We start from the raw sequence: 22,637 nt of genomic DNA, 5'->3' as shown, positions 1-22,637 counted from the left end.
TCTTATCCTTTCAGAATGGTGTAGAGCCGTCCCGAGAGCGTGAACTGGTCCTCGTCGCTCACAAAGATCGCGATTCCCTCGGATTCGGCAGCGTCGAGCATGTCCTGGGGAACGGGGCGGTTGTTGCAAATAATGATCGCCGATGCCCCTACCAAAGTTGCCACGGCGATGGTGTTCTTGTGTGCCTGGATCGTGATCAGGGCATCGGCGCTGTTGGCGTTGGCCATGACATCGCTAAGAAGGTCCGAAGTATAGGCCCCCTGAACCGGTCCGTCTTCGTAGGTTTCCTGGACCAGTCTGAGATCCAGTGCTCCAGCTAATTCAGAAACATTCATGATTTTCCCTCCTGCGATGTATAGATAACCACGTCAACGTTCGTTCCGGCCGGAGACGAGGAGATGGAGAACTCATCGGCGACCCGGCGGGTGTTGGGCAGGCCCATGCCCGCGCCGAATCCCAGGGAGCGGACCCATTCGTTGGCCGTGGAAACCCCCTCTTCCAGGGCCGATTCCACGTCCTCGATCCCCGGGCCGTGGTCCCGGGCGCGTATGGTCACGCGGTGTCGTTTTGCTTCGTAGGAGACCTGTACGGTTCCGCCTTCGGAGTGGACCACTTGATTCATCTCGAGCTCGTAGGTAGCGATCGCAACCCGGCGGATGAGCTTGGGCGGAAGATCCCGCGATTTGAGCTGCTGCTTTGTCTCTGTCGAGAGGCGTCCCGCCATCTCGAAATCGAAGGGGCGGGTGGTGTATTCCAGGCGGAACCCCTCGCCCGATGACTCTTTCTGCTTGGTGTTTTTTTCGAAACGCTCGATTTCCTTGTTGATCTCCAGTAGCAGAGCGACGATCACGTCGCGGCTGGTCACAATTCCCACGAGTTCTTTTCGTGCGTTCAGCACCGGCAGGCGGCCAAAGCGGTATTTATCGAGCCAGGATATCCCGAAACTCAGGGGCATGTCGTCTTCCAGGACAATCACCTGACGGGTCATGTGATTTTGAACGGGATCGTCGATATACCCCTTTTCCAGGGCCGTGATCACATCGTCAACGCTGACGATTCCCACGAGCCGGCGGCCCTCCATCACGGGAACGCCGCTGATACTGTTGCTCTTCATGATCCGCTGGGCGTCCCGCATGGTCTCGTCGGTGGTGCAGATAAAGGTGGGCTCTGTCATGACATCCCGGATCTTGAGCCGGTAGATGAGCTCCAGAATGATAGGTGACCCCTGATCGGTATCGATAGGAATGGATGTGCCGCCGCTGTTCATGGCTTGACCCCCTCGTTCATTCTGTCGTTATTTCTTGCACTCCGCCAGGGCGCGACAGGTATCGAAGGTTGTCAGGGGCGTTACCATGATCGGCATGGTCTGGTGCTGTGCCAGGCTTCTCATCCGCTCCTGGGGTTGCTTCCCGTTGGTTATCAGGATCGCCCGGGCATCGACAATGTCGGCCGTCCGCAGGACCTGTTCCGACGTAAGGGAGGTGACCAGGAGGAAGTCCTCCAGTTCCGTCACCAGAACGTCGCTCATAAGGTCCGAGACGACTACATCGAAGAACTCTTCCGTCTCGTCTCCGGGGATGATCCAGGTTCCGTGTACGTGTTCAAGGCATTCTGCAAGAGTCATGGGCATTATCCTGTTTGAGATGTGAGCGTTTCTGTCCGGGATCGGCTTTGATCCAATATATCAGCCTCTTTCATCCGGACCAGGTAGAAGAGATTCTCTATTTCCAGGCCAATGTTTACGTTCTGGACGATGCACCGGATGGCGCACTCGTCAAAATCGCAACGTCCGCACTTGAGATCCACCGAGGTGAAGTTGAGGACTCCCGGAATTCCCGATGCCGTTACCAGTTCGAAAACCTCCGTGGCAGCCACATCGGGGACAGCAATAACAGCGACCTTTACCGCTTCTCTGACGGCGACCTCGGGAAGTTTTGCGATCGGATAAATGGGAATATGAGCGTTGGGATTGATCAGATCAGGGTTTATTTCGAACCCTGCCACAACCTCGATCCCGTCCCGTTCGAACTCGGTGTAGTGCATCAGGGCGTTGCCGATCTTTCCGCACCCCAGGACAACGATGGGCTGGCGCTCTTCCTTGCCCAGCATCCGCTCGATCTCTTCGATGATGACATCGATGTTGTAGCCTCCGCGCTTGTTGCCCGGAATTCCGATGATCGAGAAATCCTTGCGCACCACCGCCGGGGTAACCCCGATAGCATCGCCCAGGTTATTGGAGAAAACCTTTACAAACCCCATGCCCTTCAGCTTGTGCAACACCCTCAGGTACTTTGCCAGGCGAAGGACGATCCCTCTATTTATCTTAGTTTCCATTAAATTGCGCCTTCAATCACATAAACTATCACAATACTATTCCGGCTTCTCATATTATGCAACCAACCTTTCAGATTATTGCAAGAACAATTGTTTTTTTGCACTATAACTATTGTTCATCGCTCAAAGGTGTATCGCTTTGGTAAACCAGAGGGGACTCGGTAAACCAGAGGGGAGTGGAAGAATACTTCCCACAACGCTCCTTTCCCGGTAGGGTTAGGTCATGATCTGCTTGTGTCTTACGGGGGATACGCTCGAAGCGTGGACCCGGCAGCTGGAAACAAACCGTCCCTGGATATCTCTGGTGGAGCTCCGGGTGGACTTGCTGAAGCCTTCCGAACGCGATCCCGGCGCGATACGCCGGTGGTGGGAGGCGTCGAACCCCGGGGTCCCCGCTGTGCTCACCATCAGACGGGTTCGTGATCTGGGGCGCTGGGAGGGAGACGACGCGCAGCGTGTCTTTCTCTTTGAGGCCCTCCAGGAGGCGCTCTCTCCGGATTATGTGGATATCGAACTGGACCGGCGGGGCCACCCCCTCTGGGACCAGATCGCGCTGTTGGTCCGTTCCCGGGGTGGTACGGTGATCAGGTCTCACCATGTTCCCCGGGAGACACCGCAGGATCTCTCGCAGCTCATGGCGCGTCTTGCGGCTGACCCCAAGGAGGTGGCCAAGCTGGCTGTGGCCACGCGCTCTGCAAAAGACCTGGTAGAGTTGATCCGGGCGGCCGATACCTTCCGCCAGATGATGCCCGGAAGGCGGGCGATCTGGGTTGGCATGGGTGAGCACGGATTTCTCACGCGGGCCTTTCCGGCCCGGTTGCGAAGTCTCTGGACCTACGCCTCGGATTCTTCCGGGGATGATCCGGACGCGGTAGCTGCTCCGGGTCAGGTTGACGCCCGGATGCTGGCCGAGGTCTACCGGGTTGATCAGGCCAGGTCCGAGTGGCCTGTCTTTGCTGTTCTTGGTGCCCCTGTGGCTCATTCCCGTTCTCCCCGGTATCACAACGAGCGCTTTGCCCGGGAAGGGATCAAGGCGATCTATCTTCCTCTGCGGCTTGATTCCTTTTCGGATTTCTCGGCGCTCGCCCAGGTTATCCCCCTGGAGGGTGCGTCGGTAACGGTGCCCCACAAGGTGTCGGCCCTTTCCTTTGCCGTGGCTGTGGCCGTGGGAGCCAGAACCTGTGGAACGGCGGCGCTTCGGGCCGGGGCGGCCAATACACTGGTGCGTTCCACCCGTGATGAGTGCGGCGGGTGGTACGCCGATAACACCGACGAGGCGGGGTTTCTGGAACCTCTGCAGGAACTTCGCGGTGATCTGGCGGGGCTTCGGACGGCGGTGATCGGGGCCGGTGGTGCGGCTCGTGCCGTAGCGGCCGGGCTTTTTGCTGCGGGGGTGGAGGTCCACGTCTTTAACCGCACCCGCTCCCGGGCCCAGGAGCTGGTGCGGGATTGCGGTATCGCCGGGGAGCACGCCCACGGTTTGCAGGATCTGGCCCAGACAGAACGGCCCTTTGATATTCTGGTGCAGACCACCTCGGTCGGTATGGGGGATGATCCGCTGGATCCGATCCCCCAGTATACCTTTACGGGCGAGGAAATCGTCTACGATATCATCTATACCCCGCCCGAAACGCCCCTGCTCAAGCGGGCCCGGGCTGCCGGTTGCAAGGTCATAAACGGCCAGGAGATGTTTCAGCGCCAGGCGGCCGCCCAGTTTCGCCTGTTTAGCGCCCGCCTGGGTGAGCTTTCTTTGATCGGAGGAGCGCCCCGCTCAAACGGCGGACCAGGGAAGCCCGGCGAATCCTGACTCGCAGGGGCTTCTCCTGGGGGAGTTCCAGGGCCCGCAGCATCAGGTCTTCTCCGCTCTGGACGATCTCCCGGGGCCGAAGAAGGAGCCGCCGGGGGGCTCCCTCGGCGGTGCGCATAATGACTTCCAGCAGTTCCCCTTCCTGAATCGCCTGCTCCACCAGGCGGACTTTGCCCAGATAGTCCAGCCCCTTTGCCTCGATCCCGTGGCGGGGGACCACGTCGGGGTTTATTTGCTCCGGAAAGAGGATCAGTTTCCCCTCGATACGGAGAGCCAGCTCCCGGGCAGCTTCCTGGGGCAGGTTTTGCGCGTCCAGGGTCGCCTTCAAGGATTCTTCTGTCGCGTGGAGCTCTTGCATCCCGTCCGGCAGAGCAGACCCGGTGGTTCGGGGCAGGTCATCCCGGCGGGCGTGGCGGGGAACCGGAGGCGCCAGCGCGGGGCCGCGGTGCCGCTGGAGAAAACGCCGGTATTCCGGTGGCGGCGCACCCCCGGCCGATACCGATTCCAGCCGGACCGAGCCATGAAATCCCAGGGCTCGAAGGTGCTGTTCAACCTGGGGAACCGCATCGGGGGAGATGATCATCACCCCCGGAGCAAGCCGTTCCTGAATAAACGGATCGAGCTGCTCCGAGGCTCCCAGAAGTTCTTCTGCTTCCTGGTCCACCACCAGAACCACCCCACGGATAAGCCGCACTGCCTGAAGGCGGTCTTGCCACCGGCGGAGCAGAAAATCGACGTTCTGGGGCAAGGAGGCTCCGCAGATGCGCAGAATCGTCTCGCGGGCGGCGATCTGGTCCTCCCGAAGCGCCGAGGAAAGGCTCTCCCGGGATAATTCCAGCACCACCATCACGTCGAAGCGTCGAAGTGCCGCAATCCGGGCAAGATCCAGGCGATCCCGGAAGGGAGTTCCCGGAGGGACGTTCATCTCCATTGTCGCCTGGAGCGATACGCCCCCCGGGGAGGTTTCCGGGGGTTTCAGGAGCGATGCCGCTGTAGGGTTCAGGCGAAACCGTGCCGGACGGTCGGTGCCGGTGCCGGTTTCGTTGTCGGGGGAAGGCTCCTCTGCGTCCAGGGGCAGAAGCAGCCCCATTGCAGCCAGAAGGGAAGGGGTTTCGCCGGTGCCGGGAAGGGGCAGGCCGCTTCCGGCCCCGGTGAGACGAAAGATCCGGAGAATCTCGACAGGTGTAAAGCTTCTGTTGCAGGGGACCGTTGCGGAGAAGGAAATCAGAAGCGCCGCGATATCGAAGGCTTCCTCGACGGAATGCGTCAGCGGAGCCCCCCAAAGCAGGGCCTGTATCCATTCTTCCGGGAGATCTGCCAGCTCATCCCAGGCGTCGGGGAAGAGGACGAGCCCCTCCTCCTGGCGGTGCACCAGGAGCTGCAGCGTCGTCAGGGCCTGCAGGGCTGTCGCCAGACGCTGTTCTCCCTCCTCACCGGTCAGGAGTGTGCCAAAGCGATCGTTCAGACGGGCGATGGACCGCTTTCGCAGCTTTCCTGCCTGGGTATAGAGATCGGGATCTTCCCTCAGGAAGGCGTAGAGAGCTGTTGCAAAGGCCGCCGAGAGCCAGGGAAACTCTCCCGAAGCAGCTTCATCGGAGGGGGCCAGGGGTTCCCCCTCGATAAGTCTTTGCGGGTCGATCGCTTCCTGGAGCGTTGTCTGCGCCAGAAGAGGGTTGATCTGTACCGTTCCCGCCTGGAAGCCGTCGATCAAAAGGAGGCGGTCCCGGTGGTTCAGGAGCAGCCACCGGAAGCGGCCGTAATCAAGCTGGTCCTCCAGGAAGTGATAGAGTTGATCCTCCCCGGGCTGGCCCAGCAGGGCTGTGGCTGCCAGGAGGATCTCGTCATCTCCGTCGATCCGTGCCCTGATCGCACGCCGGGTCTCTTCGCGGGAGAGGAACTCCACGAGTTTTGCTATGAGGTCATGTTTGTTATAGGGCGTCCGCACGGGACCCAGATAGTTTCTGATCAGGGCGAAGAATGACTCATCCTCAAGGCTGAGCAGATACCGGCTGAAGGCTGATTCAGTCTGTCCAGTGTTCGATATGATAGGTATACCCCTGTTCTGCAAGAAATTTCTGACGGTTCGCGGCGAACTCTTCCTCCACGGTGTGGTTTGAAACGAGCGTATAGAAGGTCGAGTTGTGGTGTTCCCCCGGAGAGGGCCGGAGGATGCGGCCCAGGCGCTGGGCCTCCTCCTGGCGGGAACCGAAGCTCCCCGAGACCTGGATCGCCACCGATGCGTTGGGAAGATCGATCGCAAAGTTGGCCACCTTGCTCACCACGATGACCGGCAGCGAGCCCTGGCGAAAGTCTTGGTAGATCTCTTCCCGGCGGTGGTTGGGAACGCTGCCGGTAATGAGTGGGGCTTCCAGGTGGTGGGCCAGTTTTTTCAGCTGCTCCAGGTACTGGCCGATCACCAGGATTGCCTCACCCGGGTGATTCTCGATGATTTGCCGGGCCGCTTCGATCTTGCGGTGATTCTCTGCCGCAAGACGGTATTTTCGCCGTTTGTCAGCCACGGCGTATTCGGTCCTGAGTTCCCGGGGAAGGTCCAGGCGTATCTCGTAGCAGGTAGCCTCGGCGATCCAGCCCTTCTGTTCCAGCTCTTTCCAGGGTACGTCGTAGCGTTTCGGCCCCACCAGGGAGAACACATCGGTCTCGCACTGATCTTCCCTGATGAGTGTTGCTGTCAGGCCCAGCCTCCGGACGGCCTGGATCTCGGCGGTAACCCGGAAGATTGGTGCCGGCAGCAGGTGGACTTCGTCGTAGATGATGAGCCCCCACCGGCGGCGGCGAAAAATATCAAAGTGAGGAAAGGGAGACTCCCGGTCGCGGCGCCACACCAGAATCTGGTAGGTCGCCACCGTCACGGGCAGAACATCCTTGCGGGTACCGCTGTATTCGCCGATCTGATCCTCCCCGAGAGTCGTCTTGTCCAGGAGTTCATCGATCCACTGGTGGACGGCTGCCACGTTTGTGGTGAGGATGAGTGTGTTGGTCTGCAGCAGATGCATTGTCTCGATCCCCACCACGGTTTTCCCCGCCCCGCAGGGCAGGACCACCACACCATAGCCTGTGCCCGGATCCCCCCCTCCGTGGAAGGTCCGGGCCGCCTCCTTCTGGTAGTCCCTGAGCAGGAAGGGTGCTCCGGCGCGGGTCTTCTCCTGAAGAGAGAACTCGAGAGGGTCTCCCGGTGCCAGGGGTACGCGGTCATCCACGGGATACCCCAGACGGATCAGCTCCTGCTTCACCGTTCCCCGGTCCAGAAGGGGGAGAAGAAACGAATCGGGGTGGCTTTGAAAGTCCTCTTCCTCCCGGAGATAGCGGGCAAGGTTTTTGCGGGACCTCAGTTCCTGACGGATGTCCTCATCAGGAACAACCAGTCGCAGGGTATAGTCCTCGTCGGTGGGCTCCAGGCGGAGCCGGCCGTAGCGGCCGATCAGTTCCCCGATAGAGTGCTGGACGTTTCCCGGCAGGGGAAACCGGCTGTAACGCCGGAGCCGTTCCAGAACCTCCTCCCGGGTGAGGCCTGCCGCAGCGGCGTTCCACAGAGAGAGGGGAGATATGCGGTAGGTATGAAAGTGTTCTGGCGACTTTTCCAGTTCCGCGAAGGGGGCGATGCTGTTGCGGGCTTCAGAAGCCTCGTCGTCGTGAACATCCAGAAGAATCGAGTTATCGCCTTGGACAATGAGGGGCTGCGGCATTCTTCCTGTTTTACACTATTCCTGCAAAAGATTCGACAGTACAATAACAGTATCCTAGACTTAGGGAGTCTGGTATCGGGCTTGCAACCGGCAGGACCAACAAGGAGCGTGTTATGGCAAACAGTGATTCCGGCAAGAACAGTGACGCTGGCAAAAAAATTGATTCCAAAAAAAGTGATATCCCCAAAAAGATCTTTGTCATCGATACCAACGTGCTGATCCACCGTCCCGACGCGATTCTCAGTTTCCGCGATCAGGAGGTGGTGGTTCCCATGTGGGTTCTGGAGGAGCTGGACCGGCTCAAGACCTTCTCCGACGAACGGGGCCGGAACGCCCGGAAAGCGATCCGTTTCCTTGATGAGCGGGGCCGCCCGGGAAACCTCTCTTCGGGGGTAAAAATCGAGAACGGGGCCATCCTGAGGGTCGTCTCCACCCAGCCAAGGCACATACCCAACGATTTCCTCCAGGACAAGGCCGATAACAAGATTATCCTCACGGCCTGGCAACTCCAGGAGGCGGGAAACACCGTTTTTTTTGTGAGCAAGGATATCAATGCCCGGGTGAAGGCTGCCTCCCTGGGGCTGAAGGCCGTGGATTACGAAAAGCAGAAGGTCGATATAACCCATCTCTACAGCGGCTTTACCTCCCTGGATACCCGTCCCGAAACATATCGCGAGCTGGAGGAGGAGAGGTCCGTGGAGTGGAACGACCAGGCCGTGCCCAACCAGTTCTTTGTGCTCCGTGATAAAGAGCATCCCGAGGAGCTCCTGGGCCGGTACCGCCCGGGCGAATCGCCACGGCTGGAGCTGGTGGATCACAAGATGCCCGCTGTGGCGGGGGTACGGCCCTTGAACACGGAGCAGCGGATCGCTCTGGAGCTCCTGCTGGATCCCGAGGTGCAACTGGTCACTCTGGTGGGGAAAGCCGGAACGGGGAAGACCCTCCTGGCGATCGCGGCGGGACTCAAGCAGACCATCGAGGATAAGATCTACAAGCGGGTCCTGGTGAGCCGTCCCGTGATACCCATGGGGAAAGACATCGGGTATTTACCGGGGGCAAAAAACGAGAAGCTCTCCCACTGGATGCAGCCGCTCTTTGACAATCTCGAGTACATTCTCGGGGTGTACCACAAGCCCAACGTGAAGACACCGGAACAGCTTATCAGCAGCAGCCTGGTAGAGCTGGAGGCCCTCAGTTATATCCGGGGGCGTTCCCTGCCGGGGCAGTTTATCGTGATTGACGAGGCCCAGAACCTCTCGCCCCACGAGGTGAAAACCATCGTTTCCCGGGCGGGAACAGACGCCAAGGTGGTCCTCACGGGAGACCCCTTCCAGATCGACAGCCCCTACCTGGATGCGAACTCCAACGGTCTCACCTACCTGGTGGAGGCTTTCAAGGGTCAGTCGCTCTTTGGCCACGTTCTCATGACGCGAACCGAGCGCAGTCCCCTGGCTGAGCTGGCGGCGGAGCTTCTGTGATGGGTGATCACCAGGGGACGCCCTGGGAGCCTGCCTCGCTTGAGGAGTTCCTGGAGGCTCCCTTTGATCGGATCGAAACACAGCAACGACAGTTTCTGCTGGAGCGACTGGATCGCATGGTTCAGCGTCTTGAAGAGATGGACGGCGAACTCGAGTCCTTTATGCTGGAGGCTCACGTTCACAGGCAGTAATTTTCTCTCCCGGGCTCATTTTTTTTCGGGACGTGCCGATTATGGAAGGGGAAGCCGGGAGGTAGGAACTTGAAACGATTGACGCTGGTTTTCATACTCGGGGCGGTGTCCGTGCTCTCCCTCGCCGGACAGGTTCGCTTTAGCGGGCTTGATCTCAACGCCTCGGAAGAACTTCTCTTTGCGGCTACAACGGAGGTGCCGGAGTTCGGCTCCTACGATACCCTTCTTTTTGCGGATATTCCTGGAGGGACCCGCACCCAGCTTACCATCTTCCCGGAACGGGTCTCTGTGTTGGGCGAGGGGTCTATCCTTCAAGTCCAGAACCGCTTTGGTCTCTTTCGGGGAACCCTGAGCGATGGCTTTAGCGGGTTTTCTCCTCTGGAAGCCTTTCCCTCCTTCGTGCAGGGTGATGCGATTCAGACCGGCAAGGTCCTGAGCGTGGTGTCCAGCCCCGACGGTCGTTTCCTCTCCTATCTTGTTCCCACATCGCCCGGTTATGGAGAGATCCGTCTCTACGATACCAGACAGGATCAGGAGATCACCGTGGCGGCCCAGGTGGAGCTGGCTTTGAGGAATCTTCCCCACAGCTGGTCCCGGGATTCCCGCTTCCTGGCCTACAGCAAGGGTGGTTACGTCTATTATTTTTCTGTCCGCCAGTATCTGGAAGATCGGGTTCTCTCGGAACGCCTTCGCAGGATCGGTCCGGGAACAATAAACAGTGTGGTCTGGACCGGTGAGAATACCCTGAATTTTGTCTCGGGTTCGGTGGTCTACCGCATACCGGGGGTCGAGTTCTTTACCCGATCCCTCTATCAGGAGCTTCTCAAGATCGGCCGGATTGTGGGGAAGCTTCCCCACCGGTTCGACCCCATCTTTGACCGATACTGGATTTCTCCCGACGGGGAGAAAATTCTCCTTTCCAGGGACGGCCGGAATATCCACCTCTTTTATCTTGAGGCTGATGATTTTCTCTCCACCGGCGAGACCCTCTCGTTGCCGTTCCTCCATCTTCCCCGGAATACCCGGGTTCGTCAGGTGATGTGGTCTTCCGACGATCTGATCACCCTCAGGACGGGAAGTATCCGCGCCGGGGAATCTGTATCGGCTCTCTACCGGCTGGATCTCCAGGACCAGGAGAAGCGAACCAGGTTCCGTGACACGGGGGACCAGGGAATCCGGGGAATCGATCTTTCTCCTGACGGTCGGGACCTTCTGGTCTGGGATGACGAGGGAGCCGAGGTCCGTGACCACCGTTCCGGTGAGGTCCGGGTCAGAATTGATCAGCCCGGGTTGCTCCAGGCACGGTGGATTTCCCGGAAGGAATTGCTCCTGGCAGGGCGGGAGCTTATCGAGCATGTGGATCTGGAGCGCAGCGGGAACGGGCCGTTCAGGACTGTTTTTGCCATTAGTCAGCCCCAGGATTACGGCTTCAACCGGAGCAACGGCCGGGTGGAGGTCCAGGGAGGAGGGCTGGCGTTTCAGCTTGATTCCCGGGGATGGAGCTCGGTGAGTTCCCTGGATCTGAGGGAGCGCCGTGTGGCGAGTGGCCGGAACAGGGTTTACATGGAGGATCTCTCCAGGGGCAGCTACCGCAATATGGTGATGGTCCGGAATATCGCCAGTTTCGGCACGGAACCGCTCTTTCCGGAACCCCTCCAGGCCTACGAACCGTTTCCTCGGGAGGATGATCCCGTTGATTTTGGGCATTTTACGCACGGTTCCAGAATCAGGCGCCGGGAGGTATCCCTGGTTTTTAACGCCATCGATTCTGTCACGGGTCTTCCCGAGATTCTGAATACCCTGGCCGAGTACAGGGTGCGGGCAACCTTCTTTGTAAACGGCGATTTCATTCAGCGCCATCCCGGAGCGGTCCGGGAAATCGCCGAAAGCGGTCACGAGGTAGGAAATCTTTTCTATACCCACTTCGATTTTTCGAGCGGCCGTTTTCAGATAACGCCCGAGTTTATTCGTCAGGGGCTGGCCCGAAACGAAGATCTTTTCTACAACGCCACCGGACAGGAGTTGACCTTGCTCTGGCACGCGCCGTACTATTTCGTGGACTCGACGATCCTTTCTGCCGCGCGTATGATGAATTACACTTACATTGGTCGGGATGTGGACAGTTTGGACTGGGTGTCTCTGCGCGGTGCCGGCGGAGTATCCCGGCGCTACAGCCCTTCGGCACAGATTATTGAGGATGTATTGCGGCAGAAGAAGCCCGGGTCCATTATCGCCATGACCGTGGGGCGTCCTGGTGATGACCGGCCCGATGGAGGTCGGGAGGATTATCTTTTCCACCATCTCGATGTGCTCCTGAATGGGCTCATCGAGCGGGGATACCAGGTCGTTCCGGTGTCGACCTTGCGAGATAATGCGCGGTGAAGTGTGTTCTATGCGGCACATGACGATGTAACAGGGAGGAAGCATGGCGTACCAACAGAGTTCCGTGAGTGCCTATCGGCAAACAAGCGTGAAGACCGCGTCGCAGGGGCGCATCATCGTGATGCTCTACGATGAAGCGCTACGGCAGATCGATGTGGCCGAAGCTCTTCTGGCAGGGAGGTCCCGGGAGCTCGACAAGATCAATAACGCCCTGGTGAAGGCTCAGGACATCATTACAGAGTTAATGGTCTCTCTGGATTTGGAGCAGGGGGGCGAGATCGCCCAGAACCTGCTCAGGCTCTACCTCTTCTTTAACGATCGGCTTATGGAGGCGAACGTCAAGAAAGAGCAGGAGCCGCTTCAGGAAGTGCGGGGCCTCATCGTGAACCTCCGCGATGCCTGGAAGCAAATAGAGAGCCAGTCACCCGATGCCCGGAGTGTTCCTTCCGGTGGCGGGGTGAACATTGCGGGGTAATTCTGCGGGATGACCAAAGACCGCCTTGAGGACTATCGCGGCCAGGCGAAGGAGCATCTCCTGCGCTATCTTGATCTGCTGGAGCGGCAGCACCAGGCAATCACCGAGGGTGATACGGATCGTCTGGAGGCGCTGGTCCTGGAGAGCGGTGACGCCCTGGCCGGGCTTGAATCGGTCCAGCGCGTTCTTGCGGCCCGGGAGAGGGAGCCCGCCTCTGGCGAGAGAGCAGAGATGGAATCCCTTGTGGCCCGGGCTCGGGAGCAACAGAAGAAAAACGAAGAATGTCTGCGGGAGCGCCGGGACGACCTGGGTCGGCGGATTACGGAGTTGCGGATCCCGCGCCGGGCGCGGTCGGTCTTTGCCCCGCCCGCCCATGGCGGGCGGTCAATAGACCTTACCCGCTAGAAGACCTGCTGGAAGATCTTCTAGAGGCCCCCCCGCCAGGGGGCGTGTGAGCAGGGTTTTGGCATGGCCGGTGCTGGCGTTTCAGCGGAGTGTTACGGCCGAACTGCTCGCGTCGAACCGGGGAAAGGCAGCCAGCTCTTCTGACGTGTAGAGATCAGCCAGGGGCTGGGGGTTGGGGATGTAGTCGCGGGATATTCCCGGGGACAGTTCCTTCCGCCAGGTTTGCTTGTCGTGGGTGTCCTCGTAGTGGAAGTATTTTCGTACCACCAGTTCCGGTCTGTTTTTCCCCTTCTTTTCTATCTTGACAATGCCAAAGTTCCCCCGGCCCAGATACGCCAGGCGCTCGTCCTCGGCGAGCTCCTCCGACTCCTGTTCCCGGAGAGATTTTATGACGCTGTCGAAGCGTACCGGCGCACCCGTCTGGGGGTGGGCAATGGCGTTCACGATATCGTCTATTTCTTCTCCCGAAAGGGGACAGGAGCTGTAGTTCCGCTCCGGCGGCTCCGGGGGAAGAAGGTGTTTCTCCGGATCAAAGGGAATGGGTCTCTTTTTTTTTGGCGTCCGGGGGCGATTCGGGTTGTTCTGGCCCCGGTTCTTTGAACGGTTTCCTCTTTTTCCCATGGCTATACTATAGCACAGTGAGGGTGCTCCTGTTCAATCGAAAATGTCCGTGGTATAAGGCATATATGGACGATACCCTCTATTTGCTGGATGGTTACAGCGTTATCTACCGATCCTACTTTGCCTTTTTCAGAAATCCTCTCCGAAATCCCCAGGGGGAGAACTCCTCGGCGGTCTTCGGGTTTTTTCGCACCCTCTTCGCGCTCTTTCGGGATTACCAGCCCCAAAACTTCGCTGTGATCATGGACTCCCGGGTGCCCACCTTCAGGCATGAACAATACGAGGAATACAAGGCGAACCGCCAGGAGACCCCCGATGATCTCCACGCCCAGATTCCGGTGATCGAGGAGATTCTCCAGGCTCTGGGGGTCTCCTCCGTGAGAGTTGACCGCTACGAGGCCGACGATGTGATGGCAACCCTGGCTGAGCGATGCCGGAAAAAGGGCCGGGCCTGCCGGGTTATTTCGGGAGACAAGGACCTGCTCCAGCTTGTGGGTGATCCCGTGCGGATTTTGCGGCCCGGCAAGGATGGTATCGACGAGATGGACCGGGATGCGGTGTACCGGGACTGGCAGGTCTGGCCCGAGCAGATTCGGGACTTTCTGGCCCTTATCGGCGATGCTTCGGACAACATTCCCGGGGTGAAGGGAATTGGGAAAAAGACTGCCGCCGATCTTCTCGGGCGCTACGGCACCCTGGACAATCTCTACGGGCATCTGGAGGAGCTTTCCCCCAACAGGCGCAGCAAGCTCGAGGAAGGGCGGGCGGCGGCGTTCCTGAGCAGGGATCTTATCTCTCTGGCCTCCGACGCGCCCCTTCCTCCGGGAGAGGATCGCTATGAACTGAAGGATCTCGATTACGAAGCCGCTGCTCCGCTGATGATCGCCCAGGGAATGAAAAAACTGGTGGAACAGACCGGCGGTTCTCCGGGTGCACCCGGGAGGGCCCTCCCGACCGAAGCCGGACCAGAGGAGACCCGAAGGGGAGACGAACTCTCTCCATCCTGGTCTCCCCGGGAGCGGGCCGATCTGGTGCTCTCCCGGGAGGAACGGGAGGCCTTCGCAAAGCAGGGGGCGTGCGAACTGGTTCGCACCCGGGAGCAGCTGGCCCGGTGGATCTCCCGGGCCCGGGAGGCAAAGATCTTCGCCTTCGATGTGGAAACCGATAGCCTGGACGCGCTAACGGCGAACCCCCTGGGATTCTCCCTGGCCTGCAGTGCCGACGAAGCCTGCTACATACCGTTGCGAGGGCCTGAAGGCGCTGTTTTTGACGAACCTCACCTGAAGCAGGAGCTTTCGTCGCTCCTGACGGACCCCGCTTGCCGGATTGTGGGGCAAAACTTCAAGTTTGATTACAAGATCCTTTCCCGTTGGGGGATACGGCCCGGTCCGGTCTATTTTGATACCATGATCGCTGCCTGGCTTGTGGATACCTCCGCCGGAGGATACGGCATGGATCGTCTGGCCCTGGATTATCTGGGGTACCAGACGATTTCCTTCGATGATCTCTTTTCCAGTGCCCCCGGGTCGGACGAGAACGAATCGGGCGGGAAGGGCCGGCGGAATACCTCGAAGTCAGGAAACTCGAAAGCGGGCAGGAACTTTGGGGACGTTCCTCTGGACCAGGCGGCACGCTACGCCGGAGAGGACGCCTACGTGACGTACCGCCTCTATACAGTGCTGGACCGTCTTCTGGACAGGCGGGGTGTCCGGGACATATTCGAGTCCCTGGAGATGCCTCTGGTGCCAATTCTGGCAGATATGGAAACTGTCGGAATTGGCCTCGACGTCTTCGCTCTGGAGCAGTATTCCGGGGAGCTCTCCAGCATCATCGAGAAGGTGGAGCGGGAAATCCACGAGCTGGCAGGCCACGCCTTCAATATAGCCAGCACCAAGCAGCTCCAGGAGGTTCTCTTTCAGGAGCGAAAGCTTCAGCCTGTCAAGAAGACAAAAACGGGGTTCAGCACCGATACGGCGGTGCTTCAGGAGCTGGCGCGGGAAGATCCCTTGCCGGAACGGGTTCTTGAATACCGGATGTTCACCAAATTGCGCAGTACCTACGTGGATGCCTTGCCGAAAATGGTGAACCCCCGGACGGGGCGCATCCACACCAGCCTGAACCAGACGGGAACTGCCACGGGCCGTCTCTCCAGCGCGGAACCGAATCTCCAGAACATCCCCATCCGCGACACCCAGGGACGACGCATTCGCGATGCCTTTGTGCCCCGTCAGGGGTGGATCTTCGTCAGCGCCGACTATTCCCAGATCGAGCTGGTGGTCCTGGCCCATCTCTCCCGGGATGAAGCCCTGATGGAGGCGTTTCGTACGGGGGAGGACGTTCACAGTCGCACAGCGGGTCTTATTTTCGGGGTTTCTCCCGAGGCGGTTTCGGCGGAACAGCGGCGAATCGCCAAGACGATCAACTTCGGTGTGATGTACGGCATGAGTGCCTTTCGTCTTTCGAACGAACTGGGGCTGCCCCGGAAAGAGGCCGAGGAGTTCATCAAAACCTATTTTGGTACCTACCAGGGTATCGGAACGTTTATCGATGAAACGGTGGCCCGGGCCGAGAAGGATGGAGAGGTCAGAACCCTTCTGGGTCGCCCCCGTCCCGTACCGGATATTCTCAGCCGGAACAGGACGGTAAAATCGGCGGTAGAACGGGTGGTGGTAAACACCCCGATTCAGGGAACTGCTGCTGACATCGTAAAGAAGGCCATGTTGGCTGTTTCGCACCGCCTTGGCCGGGAGGGGCTGCAGGCGCAGATGATTCTTCAGGTTCATGACGAGCTGATTCTTGAATGTCCGCCTCATGAGGAGGAGACATTGAAAACCATTCTCCTGGAAGAGATGTCCGGCGCTGTTGCCCTTTCGGTTCCTCTCCGGGTAAGTGTGGAGAGTGGTGACCGCTGGGGGGCGATGCATCAGTGAGAGTGGTGGGGGTGGCAGGAAAATGCTGCGCCGGGAAAGACTTGGTGGTGAAGTGGTTTTCCGACCGGGGGTGGCAGGAGATCAACGTGGATCACGTGGGGCATCAGGCCCTGGAGGAGTTGCAGGAAGAGATCCTTCATCGTTTTGGAAGGACCATCCTGAACGATCGGGGTGATCGGATTGACCGGGCACGCCTGGGGCGGCTGGTCTTTTCCAGCTCTTCGGCTCTGGCCCGGCTGGAGGAGCTGGTCCATCCCTGGATACGGCAGGAGGTGAGCGAACGCACCCGATCGATTCTGGGTTCTTCCCCGGTAACGACGGTGGTGATCAACGCCGCTTTGCTGGTGCCGCTGGGGTTGCACACCCTCTGCGATGCGGTTTTTCTTGTGGAGGCGCCCCTGGGGGTGCGGATTGCCCGGGCCAGGCGGCGCGATGCTCTGGGATGGAGAGCAATTTTTCGCCGCCTCTGGGCACAACGCAGGCTCCATATTCAAGCACGGCGATCATGTGCCGACATAATAAGAGTAGATAACCGGAGCGCGCCGGAGCTGCTGTACCGGCAGCTGGAGGAGGCTCTTCAGTTACGGCAGGAACCAGGAGAATAAACGCACTATGGAGCAGAACAAAGTTCTGATGATCATCGCTTCGGCAGCGATCTTCTTTGTCGCGGTCTTTGGAGTTGGGGTAGCTCTGTTATACCCCGGAGGGGGCGCTGAATCGGAGGGCACGAGACACAGCGCGGTGAGGGAGTTCGACCCCATTGAGTACGTGCGGCGTCAGGAGCGGGCTCCCCTGGAGCCTCCGGAAAAAGAGGACTCCCTGATTATTGTGTACGGGGAGAGGGAAGACCACGATCCTCTCTCCCAAGCCCCGGCAGTAGATGGAGAGCTCCACCTCGAGGAAGATCCTCCCGCTCCAGCCCCGGCAGCGCCTGCCCCGGCGGCGGATCCCCGGCCTGCCCCAACAGCCTCTGCCCCAAGAGCGTCTGCACCGGCAGAGCCTGCCCCAAGGGCAGAGCCCCGGCCAGCTCCGGCAAGACCTGCTCCGGCAGAATCACCGGAACCCCGGCAGGTCCGCGTAACGGAGTACTGGATACAGTTGATCGCATCGCCCAGTCGAGACAGGGTTGCCCAGGCGGAACAGACCCTGGCCAGCCGTGATCTGGGGGGGCGGGTGACAACACGAAACGTGGACGGTCAGATCTTCTATCGTCTCCGGGTTGGTCCTTACAAGTCAAAGGCCGAGGCTGAGCAGTTTTTGCAATGGGTTCGTGCCATTGAGGGATTTGAGGAAGCCTATATCAGCGAAGAGTATCCCCTGCGCAGCGTGAGCAGTTAGTTCCAGAGGTCTCTCTGACGGAGGGGGCTGGAGGGGGTGGATATCTTCTGCCCCTGGACGATACCATGGCCTCATGACTGATGCCTTCAAACAGGTCCTCCTCGCCCGGGTCTACCAGGCGGCGGAGGAGACGCCTCTCTCTCCGGCCCCGAAGCTTTCGGCGCTCCGGGGGGCGAGGGTGTATTTAAAGCGGGAAGATCTCCAGCCCGTGCACTCCTTCAAAATACGCGGAGCCTACAACCGGATCGTGGCACTCACCGGGGAAGAACGTCAGCGTGGTGTGATCGCGGCAAGCGCGGGTAACCACGCCCAGGGGGTTGCCCTCAGCGCCTCCATGCTGGGCATTCCCGCCACGATCGTGATGCCCAAAACAACGCCTCTCATCAAGGTTGATGCTGTGCGAGGCCATGGGGCCCGGGTCGTTCTGGAGGGGGACTCCTTTCAGGAGGCCTACGCCTGCGCCCGGGAGTTGCTCCGCCAGAGCGGGGCCACCTTCATTCACCCCTTCGATGACCCGCTGGTTATCGCCGGCCAGGGTACGATTGGCCGGGAGATCCTGGAACAGCTCCCCGATGTCACTCATATCTTTGTTCCTGTAGGGGGAGGGGGGCTTCTGGCGGGGATTTCCCTTTATGTGAAGCAGCTACTCCCCCAGGTGGAAATTATTGGCGTGGAGCCCGCCGACAGCAACGCCATGGAGCGCTCCCTGAAGGCGGGAGAGCGGGTTCGGCTGGACCACGTGGGAATTTTTGCCGACGGTGTGGCGGTCAAACAAGTGGGAGCCCACACGTTTGAGGCGGTACGCCGCTACGTGGACAGGGTGATCACCGTGAGCACCGACGAGATCTGCGCCGCCATCAAGGCGGTCTTTGAGGACACCCGCAGTATTGTGGAACCCGCAGGAGCCCTGGCTGCCGCAGGGATCATGAAGACCGATCTGCCTCGGGATGCTCACGCGGTGGCGGTCTGCTCGGGCGCAAACATGACCTTTGAACGCCTCCAGCAGGTGGCCGAGCGCACCCTGATCGGCTCCGGTCGGGAGGTGCTGGTGGCAACGGCCATGCCGGAACGGGCTGGTGCTCTCCGGCAGTTCTGCGCAGCCCTGGTGGGTGATCACGCGATCACCCAGTTTCATTACCGCTTTCGCCCGGGCGAGACGGCCCATGTGCTGGTGGGTGTCAGCGTTTCCAGCTCTGCCGACCGGGGGACGTTTCTTGCACGGATGGAGGCCCTGGGCTACGACCACACAGATCTTTCCGATGACGAGATCGCCAAGGAACACGTCCGTCACATGATCGGTGGTGCCGTGCCGGGCGATCAGGCGGAGCACCTCTATCAGATTCATTTTCCGGAGCGTCCCGGCGCGCTGGGTGATTTTCTTGGGACTTTGGGGACTCGCTGGAACATCAGCGCCTTTCACTATCGAAACCGGGCCAGCGACAGGGGGAACGTGCTTATTGGCTTTCAGGCTGATGACCGGGGTGCTCTGGAGGCGCGGCTTCGTGAAACAGGCTACGAATGGAGCTCTTTGGAGGGGTCTCCCTCGGTGGACCTCTTTCTGACCTCCCGAGGGACAGGGGCGTGGTCCCGGGGGCAGGGTATCGACCCTGTCCCCGGAAATCCTTCTATACCACCAGGCTGATCAGGAAGAAGACTCCCACCAGGTAGGTCAGGAGGGTTATTTCCTTGTGTCGCCCCGTGAGGAGCTTCAGGAATACGTAGGAGAGAACGCCGAAGACGATCCCCTCGGAGATGCTGAAGGTCAAGGGCATGACGATAAGGGTCAAAAAGGCCGGAATCGCCTCGGTGTAGTCGGTGAAGTCGATGTCCTTCACGGGGCTTGCCATGAAGACACCTACCAGGATCAGGGCCGGAGCCGTGGCGGCTGCGGGTATCAGGAGAAAGACCTGGCTGAAAAAGAGGGCGACCAGGAAGAAACAAGCCGTGACCAGGGCAGTGAGACCCGTGCGGCCCCCCTCTTCTACTCCGGCGGCGCTTTCGATGTAGGTGGTGACGGTGCTGGTTCCGAGCATCGCTCCCGCCGTTGTGCCTATGGCGTCGGCCATGAGGGCGCCCTTTACGCGGGGAATCTTCCCGTCTTTTGTCATGAGGCCCGCCTTGGTGGAGACCCCCACCAGGGTTCCCACGGTGTCGAACATATCGACAAAGAGAAAGGTGAAGACCACCAGGAGCATGTCGAAGGTGAAAATCTGGCCCCACTCAAACTGCATGAACACCGGAGCGATTGAAGGGGGAGCGCTGATGAGCTGAAATCCTTCACGAACGGTGGTAATGCCGAAGGGGATACCGATCACCGTGGCCGCCAGGATTCCCACCAGGAGGGCGCCTTTCATTTTGAGCGCCACGAAGGCTCCGGTCCCGATCAGGCCGATCAGCGCCACCAGTACTCCCGGTTCAGCCATGCTCCCCAGCTGGACCAGCGTTTGTTCGTGGGCCACGATGATCCCGGCGTTCTTGAATCCCACGAAGGCGATAAAGAGGCCGATACCCACGGAGATTGCTTTCTTGATGTTCTCGGGGATGCTGTCCACGATAGCTTCCCGAACGTTGAGCATCGTGAGAATGATGAAGATGATTCCCTCCAGAAAGACCGCTGTCAGGGCAAACTGCCAGCTTCGGCCCATTCCCACGACAACCGAGAAGGCAAAAAAGGCGTTGAGCCCCATACCGGGAGCCAGCGCGAAGGGCAACTTTGCTACCAGGGCCATCACCATGGTCCCTATGAAGGAGGCGATCGCTGTAGCGGTGAAGACTGCGCCGAAGTCCATTCCAGCCTCGGCCAGGGTCAGGGGCTGGACAACAAGGATGTAGGCCATGGTCAGGAAGGTGGTAATTCCTGCGATTACCTCTGTGCGGACATCGGTTTTGTTCTTCTTGAGTTCAAAAAAGGTTTCCATTGTGTTGTGCATGGTTGTGCTATGAGCTCCCTTTGTGTTGGATGCCCGGACTTGTACCACGGATTAGTAGGGTTTGTATACTGCGCGGACGGCCAGGTTTTGCCCTGGAGGTGCTTCGGGAAGTATATTGAGCAGGGTAATCTTGAACCCCGGGAGGATCCATGCAAAGAGGGAGAGAGCCCCTGGTAACCGTTTTGACGGGGCCGAGGGGCTCGGGAAAAACCAGATTCTGCTCCGTTCTGGCGGCGCGTCACAGCGGGGTGGCTGCCTTGATCTCCCCTGCCTGTGAGGATGGCGAGGGGAGACGTTTCGGCATAGATTCGGTGGTTCTGCCCGGTGGCGCGCGCTTTGCCCTGGCTCGTGTGGTTGATCCTGACTATCGGCCCCAGAGGGCGTCCGAGGAAGATGGTCTTCGCCACACGTTGGCGGAGGCTCCTCAGGAGGAGGCTCCTCCGGAGGAGGTTCCCCCGGAGGGAGTGATCCTGGGGCCGTATCGTTTCTCCCGACAGGCTCTGGGTGCAGCCGGGGATGCCCTGCGGCAGGAACTTCTTCAGGGAGATCATCGCCTGGCGGTTCTGGACGAGATAGGACCTCTTGAGTTGAATCGGGGAGAAGGCTTCTCGGCTCTTCTGCGCGATCTGCTCAGGGGGGCGGAGCTTCCGCTTCTGCCGCTGGTGGTGGTGGTGCGCCCCTCCCTGGTGGCAACTCTGTGCAACTATATTCGCCGGGAGAGGAAGGGGTGTTCTCCCGTGACGATTGGCGTCGGGGAAGGGGGAGATGCCGAACGTCCGGCTTTCCTGCGCAGTTTGCTCCGCTAGCCTCGATGTGGCTGGAGGGGCTCAGGCCAGGTGTCCCCCGGGTCGTCCATGGCGAGAGGCAACAATCTGGGCGATGATGCTCAGGGCTACCTCGGCCGGGGCCTTGCCTCCCAGATTCATGCCAACGGGCGTGTAAATCGGCTCCAGGGGTGAGAGGTCCAGGCCCCTTTGCCGGGCGCGCGTCTGCCGTTCCAGGGCGCGGTCTTTTTGCCCGATTGCCCCCGTATAGGCGGGTTTCGCGATAGTGCCTCTTTCCATCTCTTCCAGAAGGGCTTCCCATAGAGCGTCTTCAAAGCGGGGTTCGTGGTCCAGGGAGACCACAAAGAGCTCTTGGGGCGGGGCCAGGGATCCCCTGCGGAGAAGTTCCTGAAGGGTCTGGTCCGGCCAGTCCTGAAGTTCCTCGTCGGCTACGGGACGAGGCCCCGAAAAGCGGGCCTCCCGGGGATCGCTGATCACCGAGGAGTACCCCATGACCCGGGCCAGCCGGACCAGGGCGTCTGCTACGGGGGTTGCGCCGAAGACAAGTACCGTTGGTGCCGGGATAACCGGTTCCGCCAGAAGGATCATTTTGCCGGCCCGTTTGCTTCTGGCTGCACCCGACTCCCAGGCGTCACGCACCAGGCCCGCCCCAAAGGGCATCTCCCGGGGGTACCAGGTTCTGGTTACCCTGAAGGGAGGGGTTTCTGCCACCTGGACCGTTACCACTCCGCAAAAGGAGTCTTGATGCCCAGCGAGCCAGGTCGAGTCCAGAGGTTCAAGGAGGACCGTGATCGCCCCTCCACAGGCAAGCCCCACCTCCAGGATCGGCTCCGGTTCGGAGGTGGTCTCCCGGGGGCCGTAGTGAACCAGACGCGGTGTTCCCGTCCTGATCACCTCCTGGGCCTGGCGGGCGAGATCGGATTCAACGCAACCGCCACTGACGGCGCCGGCAACCTCTTCCTGTTCGTTGCAGATCATGCGGGCCGCCAGGGGGGCGCTGGAAGATCCCTGCTGATGGATAATGGTGCCCACCACAACGCTTCGCCCTTCCTGGAGCCAGCGGGTTGCCGTGGGGAGAATGTCCGAGGCGTAGCAACTCTTCATGGACACCATGATAGGGCAAGATCTTCTGCAAATCCACTCCTTCATCTCCTGAAAGACCACAGATTTTGCAGAGCACGCCCGGGGGGCGAAACGACCAGCGCGCCCCCCGAGGAGGGCGCGCTGGTAAAGGTGTAGGGTTCTTGCATGACCGGG

20 protein-coding genes are annotated in these 22,637 nt (G+C 59.9%); 11 read left to right on the top strand and 9 right to left on the bottom strand.

Annotated elements, in window-relative coordinates:
• Window positions 1-2 precede the first annotated feature (2 nt).
• The 4 genes from BW950_RS08545 to BW950_RS08530 are packed head-to-tail and all read right to left on the bottom strand — an operon-like array spanning window position 3 to window position 2,334.
• Window positions 3-335, bottom strand: a complete 333-nt coding sequence (locus tag BW950_RS08545) for a hypothetical protein (protein ID WP_076488881.1) — start codon at window positions 333-335, stop codon at window positions 3-5.
• Window positions 332-1,267, bottom strand: coding sequence for a CBS domain-containing protein (locus BW950_RS08540; RefSeq protein WP_076488880.1), 936 nt, complete (start codon window positions 1,265-1,267; stop codon window positions 332-334). The genes BW950_RS08545 and BW950_RS08540 overlap by 4 nt, the downstream gene beginning before the upstream one ends.
• 27 nt (window positions 1,268-1,294) lie before the next feature.
• Complete coding sequence (locus BW950_RS08535; protein WP_076488879.1) at window positions 1,295-1,624, bottom strand: DRTGG domain-containing protein; 330 nt, start codon at window positions 1,622-1,624, stop codon at window positions 1,295-1,297.
• A gap of 5 nt (window positions 1,625-1,629) precedes the next feature.
• Window positions 1,630-2,334, bottom strand: coding sequence for a redox-sensing transcriptional repressor Rex (locus tag BW950_RS08530; protein WP_200796809.1), 705 nt, complete (start codon window positions 2,332-2,334; stop codon window positions 1,630-1,632).
• A 223-nt stretch (window positions 2,335-2,557) separates the two neighbouring features.
• Here BW950_RS08530 and BW950_RS08525 point away from each other — a divergent pair, with 223 nt between their 5' ends.
• Window positions 2,558-4,141 (top strand): type I 3-dehydroquinate dehydratase, encoded by a 1,584-nt coding sequence (locus tag BW950_RS08525; protein ID WP_076488878.1) that lies wholly within the window; start codon window positions 2,558-2,560, stop codon window positions 4,139-4,141.
• Here the strand turns inward: BW950_RS08525 and BW950_RS08520 are convergent.
• Complete coding sequence (locus BW950_RS08520) at window positions 4,059-6,209, bottom strand: hypothetical protein (protein ID WP_076488877.1); 2,151 nt, start codon at window positions 6,207-6,209, stop codon at window positions 4,059-4,061. The genes BW950_RS08525 and BW950_RS08520 overlap by 83 nt on opposite strands.
• Complete coding sequence (locus tag BW950_RS08515) at window positions 6,163-7,845, bottom strand: DNA repair helicase XPB (protein WP_076488876.1); 1,683 nt, start codon at window positions 7,843-7,845, stop codon at window positions 6,163-6,165. The genes BW950_RS08520 and BW950_RS08515 overlap by 47 nt, the downstream gene beginning before the upstream one ends.
• Before the next feature lie 113 nt (window positions 7,846-7,958).
• On the opposite strand from BW950_RS08515, the gene BW950_RS08510 reads away from it, so the two are divergent.
• The 5 genes from BW950_RS08510 to BW950_RS08490 all read left to right on the top strand — a co-directional run bounded on the left by BW950_RS08510 (window position 7,959) and on the right by BW950_RS08490 (window position 12,776).
• The gene (locus tag BW950_RS08510) at window positions 7,959-9,323 is read left to right on the top strand and encodes a PhoH family protein (protein WP_083943867.1); all 1,365 of its coding nucleotides are present in this window, start codon (window positions 7,959-7,961) and stop codon (window positions 9,321-9,323) included.
• Window positions 9,323-9,514 carry a hypothetical protein gene (locus BW950_RS08505; RefSeq protein ID WP_076488875.1) on the top strand — a complete coding sequence of 64 codons (192 nt, stop codon included), beginning with the start codon at window positions 9,323-9,325 and terminating at the stop codon, window positions 9,512-9,514. Before BW950_RS08510 ends, BW950_RS08505 begins: the two co-directional genes overlap by 1 nt.
• Before the next feature lie 69 nt (window positions 9,515-9,583).
• Window positions 9,584-11,896 carry a polysaccharide deacetylase family protein gene (locus BW950_RS08500; RefSeq protein ID WP_076488874.1) on the top strand — a complete coding sequence of 771 codons (2,313 nt, stop codon included), beginning with the start codon at window positions 9,584-9,586 and terminating at the stop codon, window positions 11,894-11,896.
• A gap of 43 nt (window positions 11,897-11,939) precedes the next feature.
• Window positions 11,940-12,371: a flagellar export chaperone FliS gene (gene fliS, locus BW950_RS08495; protein ID WP_076488873.1), complete on the top strand. Its 432-nt coding sequence runs from the start codon at window positions 11,940-11,942 to the stop codon at window positions 12,369-12,371.
• A gap of 9 nt (window positions 12,372-12,380) precedes the next feature.
• The gene (locus BW950_RS08490; protein WP_076488872.1) at window positions 12,381-12,776 is read left to right on the top strand and encodes a hypothetical protein; all 396 of its coding nucleotides are present in this window, start codon (window positions 12,381-12,383) and stop codon (window positions 12,774-12,776) included.
• An 81-nt stretch (window positions 12,777-12,857) separates the two neighbouring features.
• On the opposite strand, the gene BW950_RS08485 is transcribed toward BW950_RS08490, so the two are convergent.
• Entirely contained in the window at window positions 12,858-13,397 is a 540-nt protein-coding gene (locus BW950_RS08485) for a hypothetical protein (protein WP_076488871.1), read from the bottom strand.
• Window positions 13,398-13,462: 65 nt separating this feature from the next.
• Here BW950_RS08485 and polA point away from each other — a divergent pair, with 65 nt between their 5' ends.
• From polA to ilvA, 4 genes are all read left to right on the top strand, one after another.
• Window positions 13,463-16,327 (top strand): DNA polymerase I, encoded by a 2,865-nt coding sequence (gene polA, locus BW950_RS08480; RefSeq protein WP_076488870.1) that lies wholly within the window; start codon window positions 13,463-13,465, stop codon window positions 16,325-16,327.
• Window positions 16,324-16,932 carry a dephospho-CoA kinase gene (gene coaE / locus BW950_RS08475; protein ID WP_159438762.1) on the top strand — a complete coding sequence of 203 codons (609 nt, stop codon included), beginning with the start codon at window positions 16,324-16,326 and terminating at the stop codon, window positions 16,930-16,932. The genes polA and coaE overlap by 4 nt, the downstream gene beginning before the upstream one ends.
• 7 nt (window positions 16,933-16,939) lie before the next feature.
• Window positions 16,940-17,665, top strand: a complete 726-nt coding sequence (locus tag BW950_RS08470) for an SPOR domain-containing protein (RefSeq protein ID WP_076488868.1) — start codon at window positions 16,940-16,942, stop codon at window positions 17,663-17,665.
• Window positions 17,666-17,738: 73 nt separating this feature from the next.
• Complete coding sequence (gene ilvA, locus BW950_RS08465; RefSeq protein ID WP_234969064.1) at window positions 17,739-19,307, top strand: threonine ammonia-lyase, biosynthetic; 1,569 nt, start codon at window positions 17,739-17,741, stop codon at window positions 19,305-19,307.
• On the opposite strand, the gene BW950_RS08460 is transcribed toward ilvA, so the two are convergent.
• On the bottom strand, window positions 19,291-20,595 hold the full coding sequence (locus tag BW950_RS08460; RefSeq protein ID WP_499697535.1) for an NCS2 family permease: 1,305 nt from the start codon (window positions 20,593-20,595) through the stop codon (window positions 19,291-19,293). The two genes, ilvA and BW950_RS08460, sit on opposite strands and share 17 nt — an antisense overlap.
• 149 nt (window positions 20,596-20,744) lie before the next feature.
• Here BW950_RS08460 and BW950_RS08455 point away from each other — a divergent pair, with 149 nt between their 5' ends.
• Complete coding sequence (locus tag BW950_RS08455) at window positions 20,745-21,401, top strand: AAA family ATPase (protein ID WP_076488867.1); 657 nt, start codon at window positions 20,745-20,747, stop codon at window positions 21,399-21,401.
• A 21-nt stretch (window positions 21,402-21,422) separates the two neighbouring features.
• Here the strand turns inward: BW950_RS08455 and BW950_RS08450 are convergent, their stop codons facing one another.
• Window positions 21,423-22,493 carry an XdhC family protein gene (locus BW950_RS08450; protein ID WP_076488866.1) on the bottom strand — a complete coding sequence of 357 codons (1,071 nt, stop codon included), beginning with the start codon at window positions 22,491-22,493 and terminating at the stop codon, window positions 21,423-21,425.
• Window positions 22,494-22,637: the final 144 nt, after the last annotated feature.

This window comes from Alkalispirochaeta americana (genome assembly GCF_900156105.1).
In the GTDB taxonomy this organism is placed as follows: domain Bacteria; phylum Spirochaetota; class Spirochaetia; order DSM-27196; family Alkalispirochaetaceae; genus Alkalispirochaeta; species Alkalispirochaeta americana.
The sequence above is the reverse complement of the archived record's forward strand: the minus strand, read 5'-3'. Positions and strand labels throughout refer to the sequence as shown.

Bases quoted from the DNA above. Each gene is read 5' to 3' on its own strand.
- BW950_RS08545 (WP_076488881.1), bottom strand. From the start codon at position 335: ATGAATGTTTCTGAATTAGCTGGAGCACTGGATCTCAGACTGGTCCAG.
- BW950_RS08540 (WP_076488880.1), bottom strand. From the start codon at position 1,267: ATGAACAGCGGCGGCACATCCATTCCTATCGATACCGATCAGGGGTCA.
- BW950_RS08535 (WP_076488879.1), bottom strand. From the start codon at position 1,624: ATGACTCTTGCAGAATGCCTTGAACACGTACACGGAACCTGGATCATC.
- BW950_RS08530 (WP_200796809.1), bottom strand. From the start codon at position 2,334: ATGGAAACTAAGATAAATAGAGGGATCGTCCTTCGCCTGGCAAAGTAC.
- BW950_RS08525 (WP_076488878.1), top strand. From the start codon at position 2,558: ATGATCTGCTTGTGTCTTACGGGGGATACGCTCGAAGCGTGGACCCGG.
- BW950_RS08515 (WP_076488876.1), bottom strand. From the start codon at position 7,845: ATGCCGCAGCCCCTCATTGTCCAAGGCGATAACTCGATTCTTCTGGAT.
- BW950_RS08510 (WP_083943867.1), top strand. From the start codon at position 7,959: ATGGCAAACAGTGATTCCGGCAAGAACAGTGACGCTGGCAAAAAAATT.
- BW950_RS08505 (WP_076488875.1), top strand. From the start codon at position 9,323: ATGGGTGATCACCAGGGGACGCCCTGGGAGCCTGCCTCGCTTGAGGAG.
- fliS (WP_076488873.1), top strand. From the start codon at position 11,940: ATGGCGTACCAACAGAGTTCCGTGAGTGCCTATCGGCAAACAAGCGTG.
- BW950_RS08490 (WP_076488872.1), top strand. From the start codon at position 12,381: ATGACCAAAGACCGCCTTGAGGACTATCGCGGCCAGGCGAAGGAGCAT.
- BW950_RS08485 (WP_076488871.1), bottom strand. From the start codon at position 13,397: ATGGGAAAAAGAGGAAACCGTTCAAAGAACCGGGGCCAGAACAACCCG.
- polA (WP_076488870.1), top strand. From the start codon at position 13,463: ATGGACGATACCCTCTATTTGCTGGATGGTTACAGCGTTATCTACCGA.
- BW950_RS08470 (WP_076488868.1), top strand. From the start codon at position 16,940: ATGGAGCAGAACAAAGTTCTGATGATCATCGCTTCGGCAGCGATCTTC.
- ilvA (WP_234969064.1), top strand. From the start codon at position 17,739: ATGACTGATGCCTTCAAACAGGTCCTCCTCGCCCGGGTCTACCAGGCG.
- BW950_RS08460 (WP_499697535.1), bottom strand. From the start codon at position 20,595: ATGCACAACACAATGGAAACCTTTTTTGAACTCAAGAAGAACAAAACC.
- BW950_RS08455 (WP_076488867.1), top strand. From the start codon at position 20,745: ATGCAAAGAGGGAGAGAGCCCCTGGTAACCGTTTTGACGGGGCCGAGG.
- BW950_RS08450 (WP_076488866.1), bottom strand. From the start codon at position 22,493: ATGGTGTCCATGAAGAGTTGCTACGCCTCGGACATTCTCCCCACGGCA.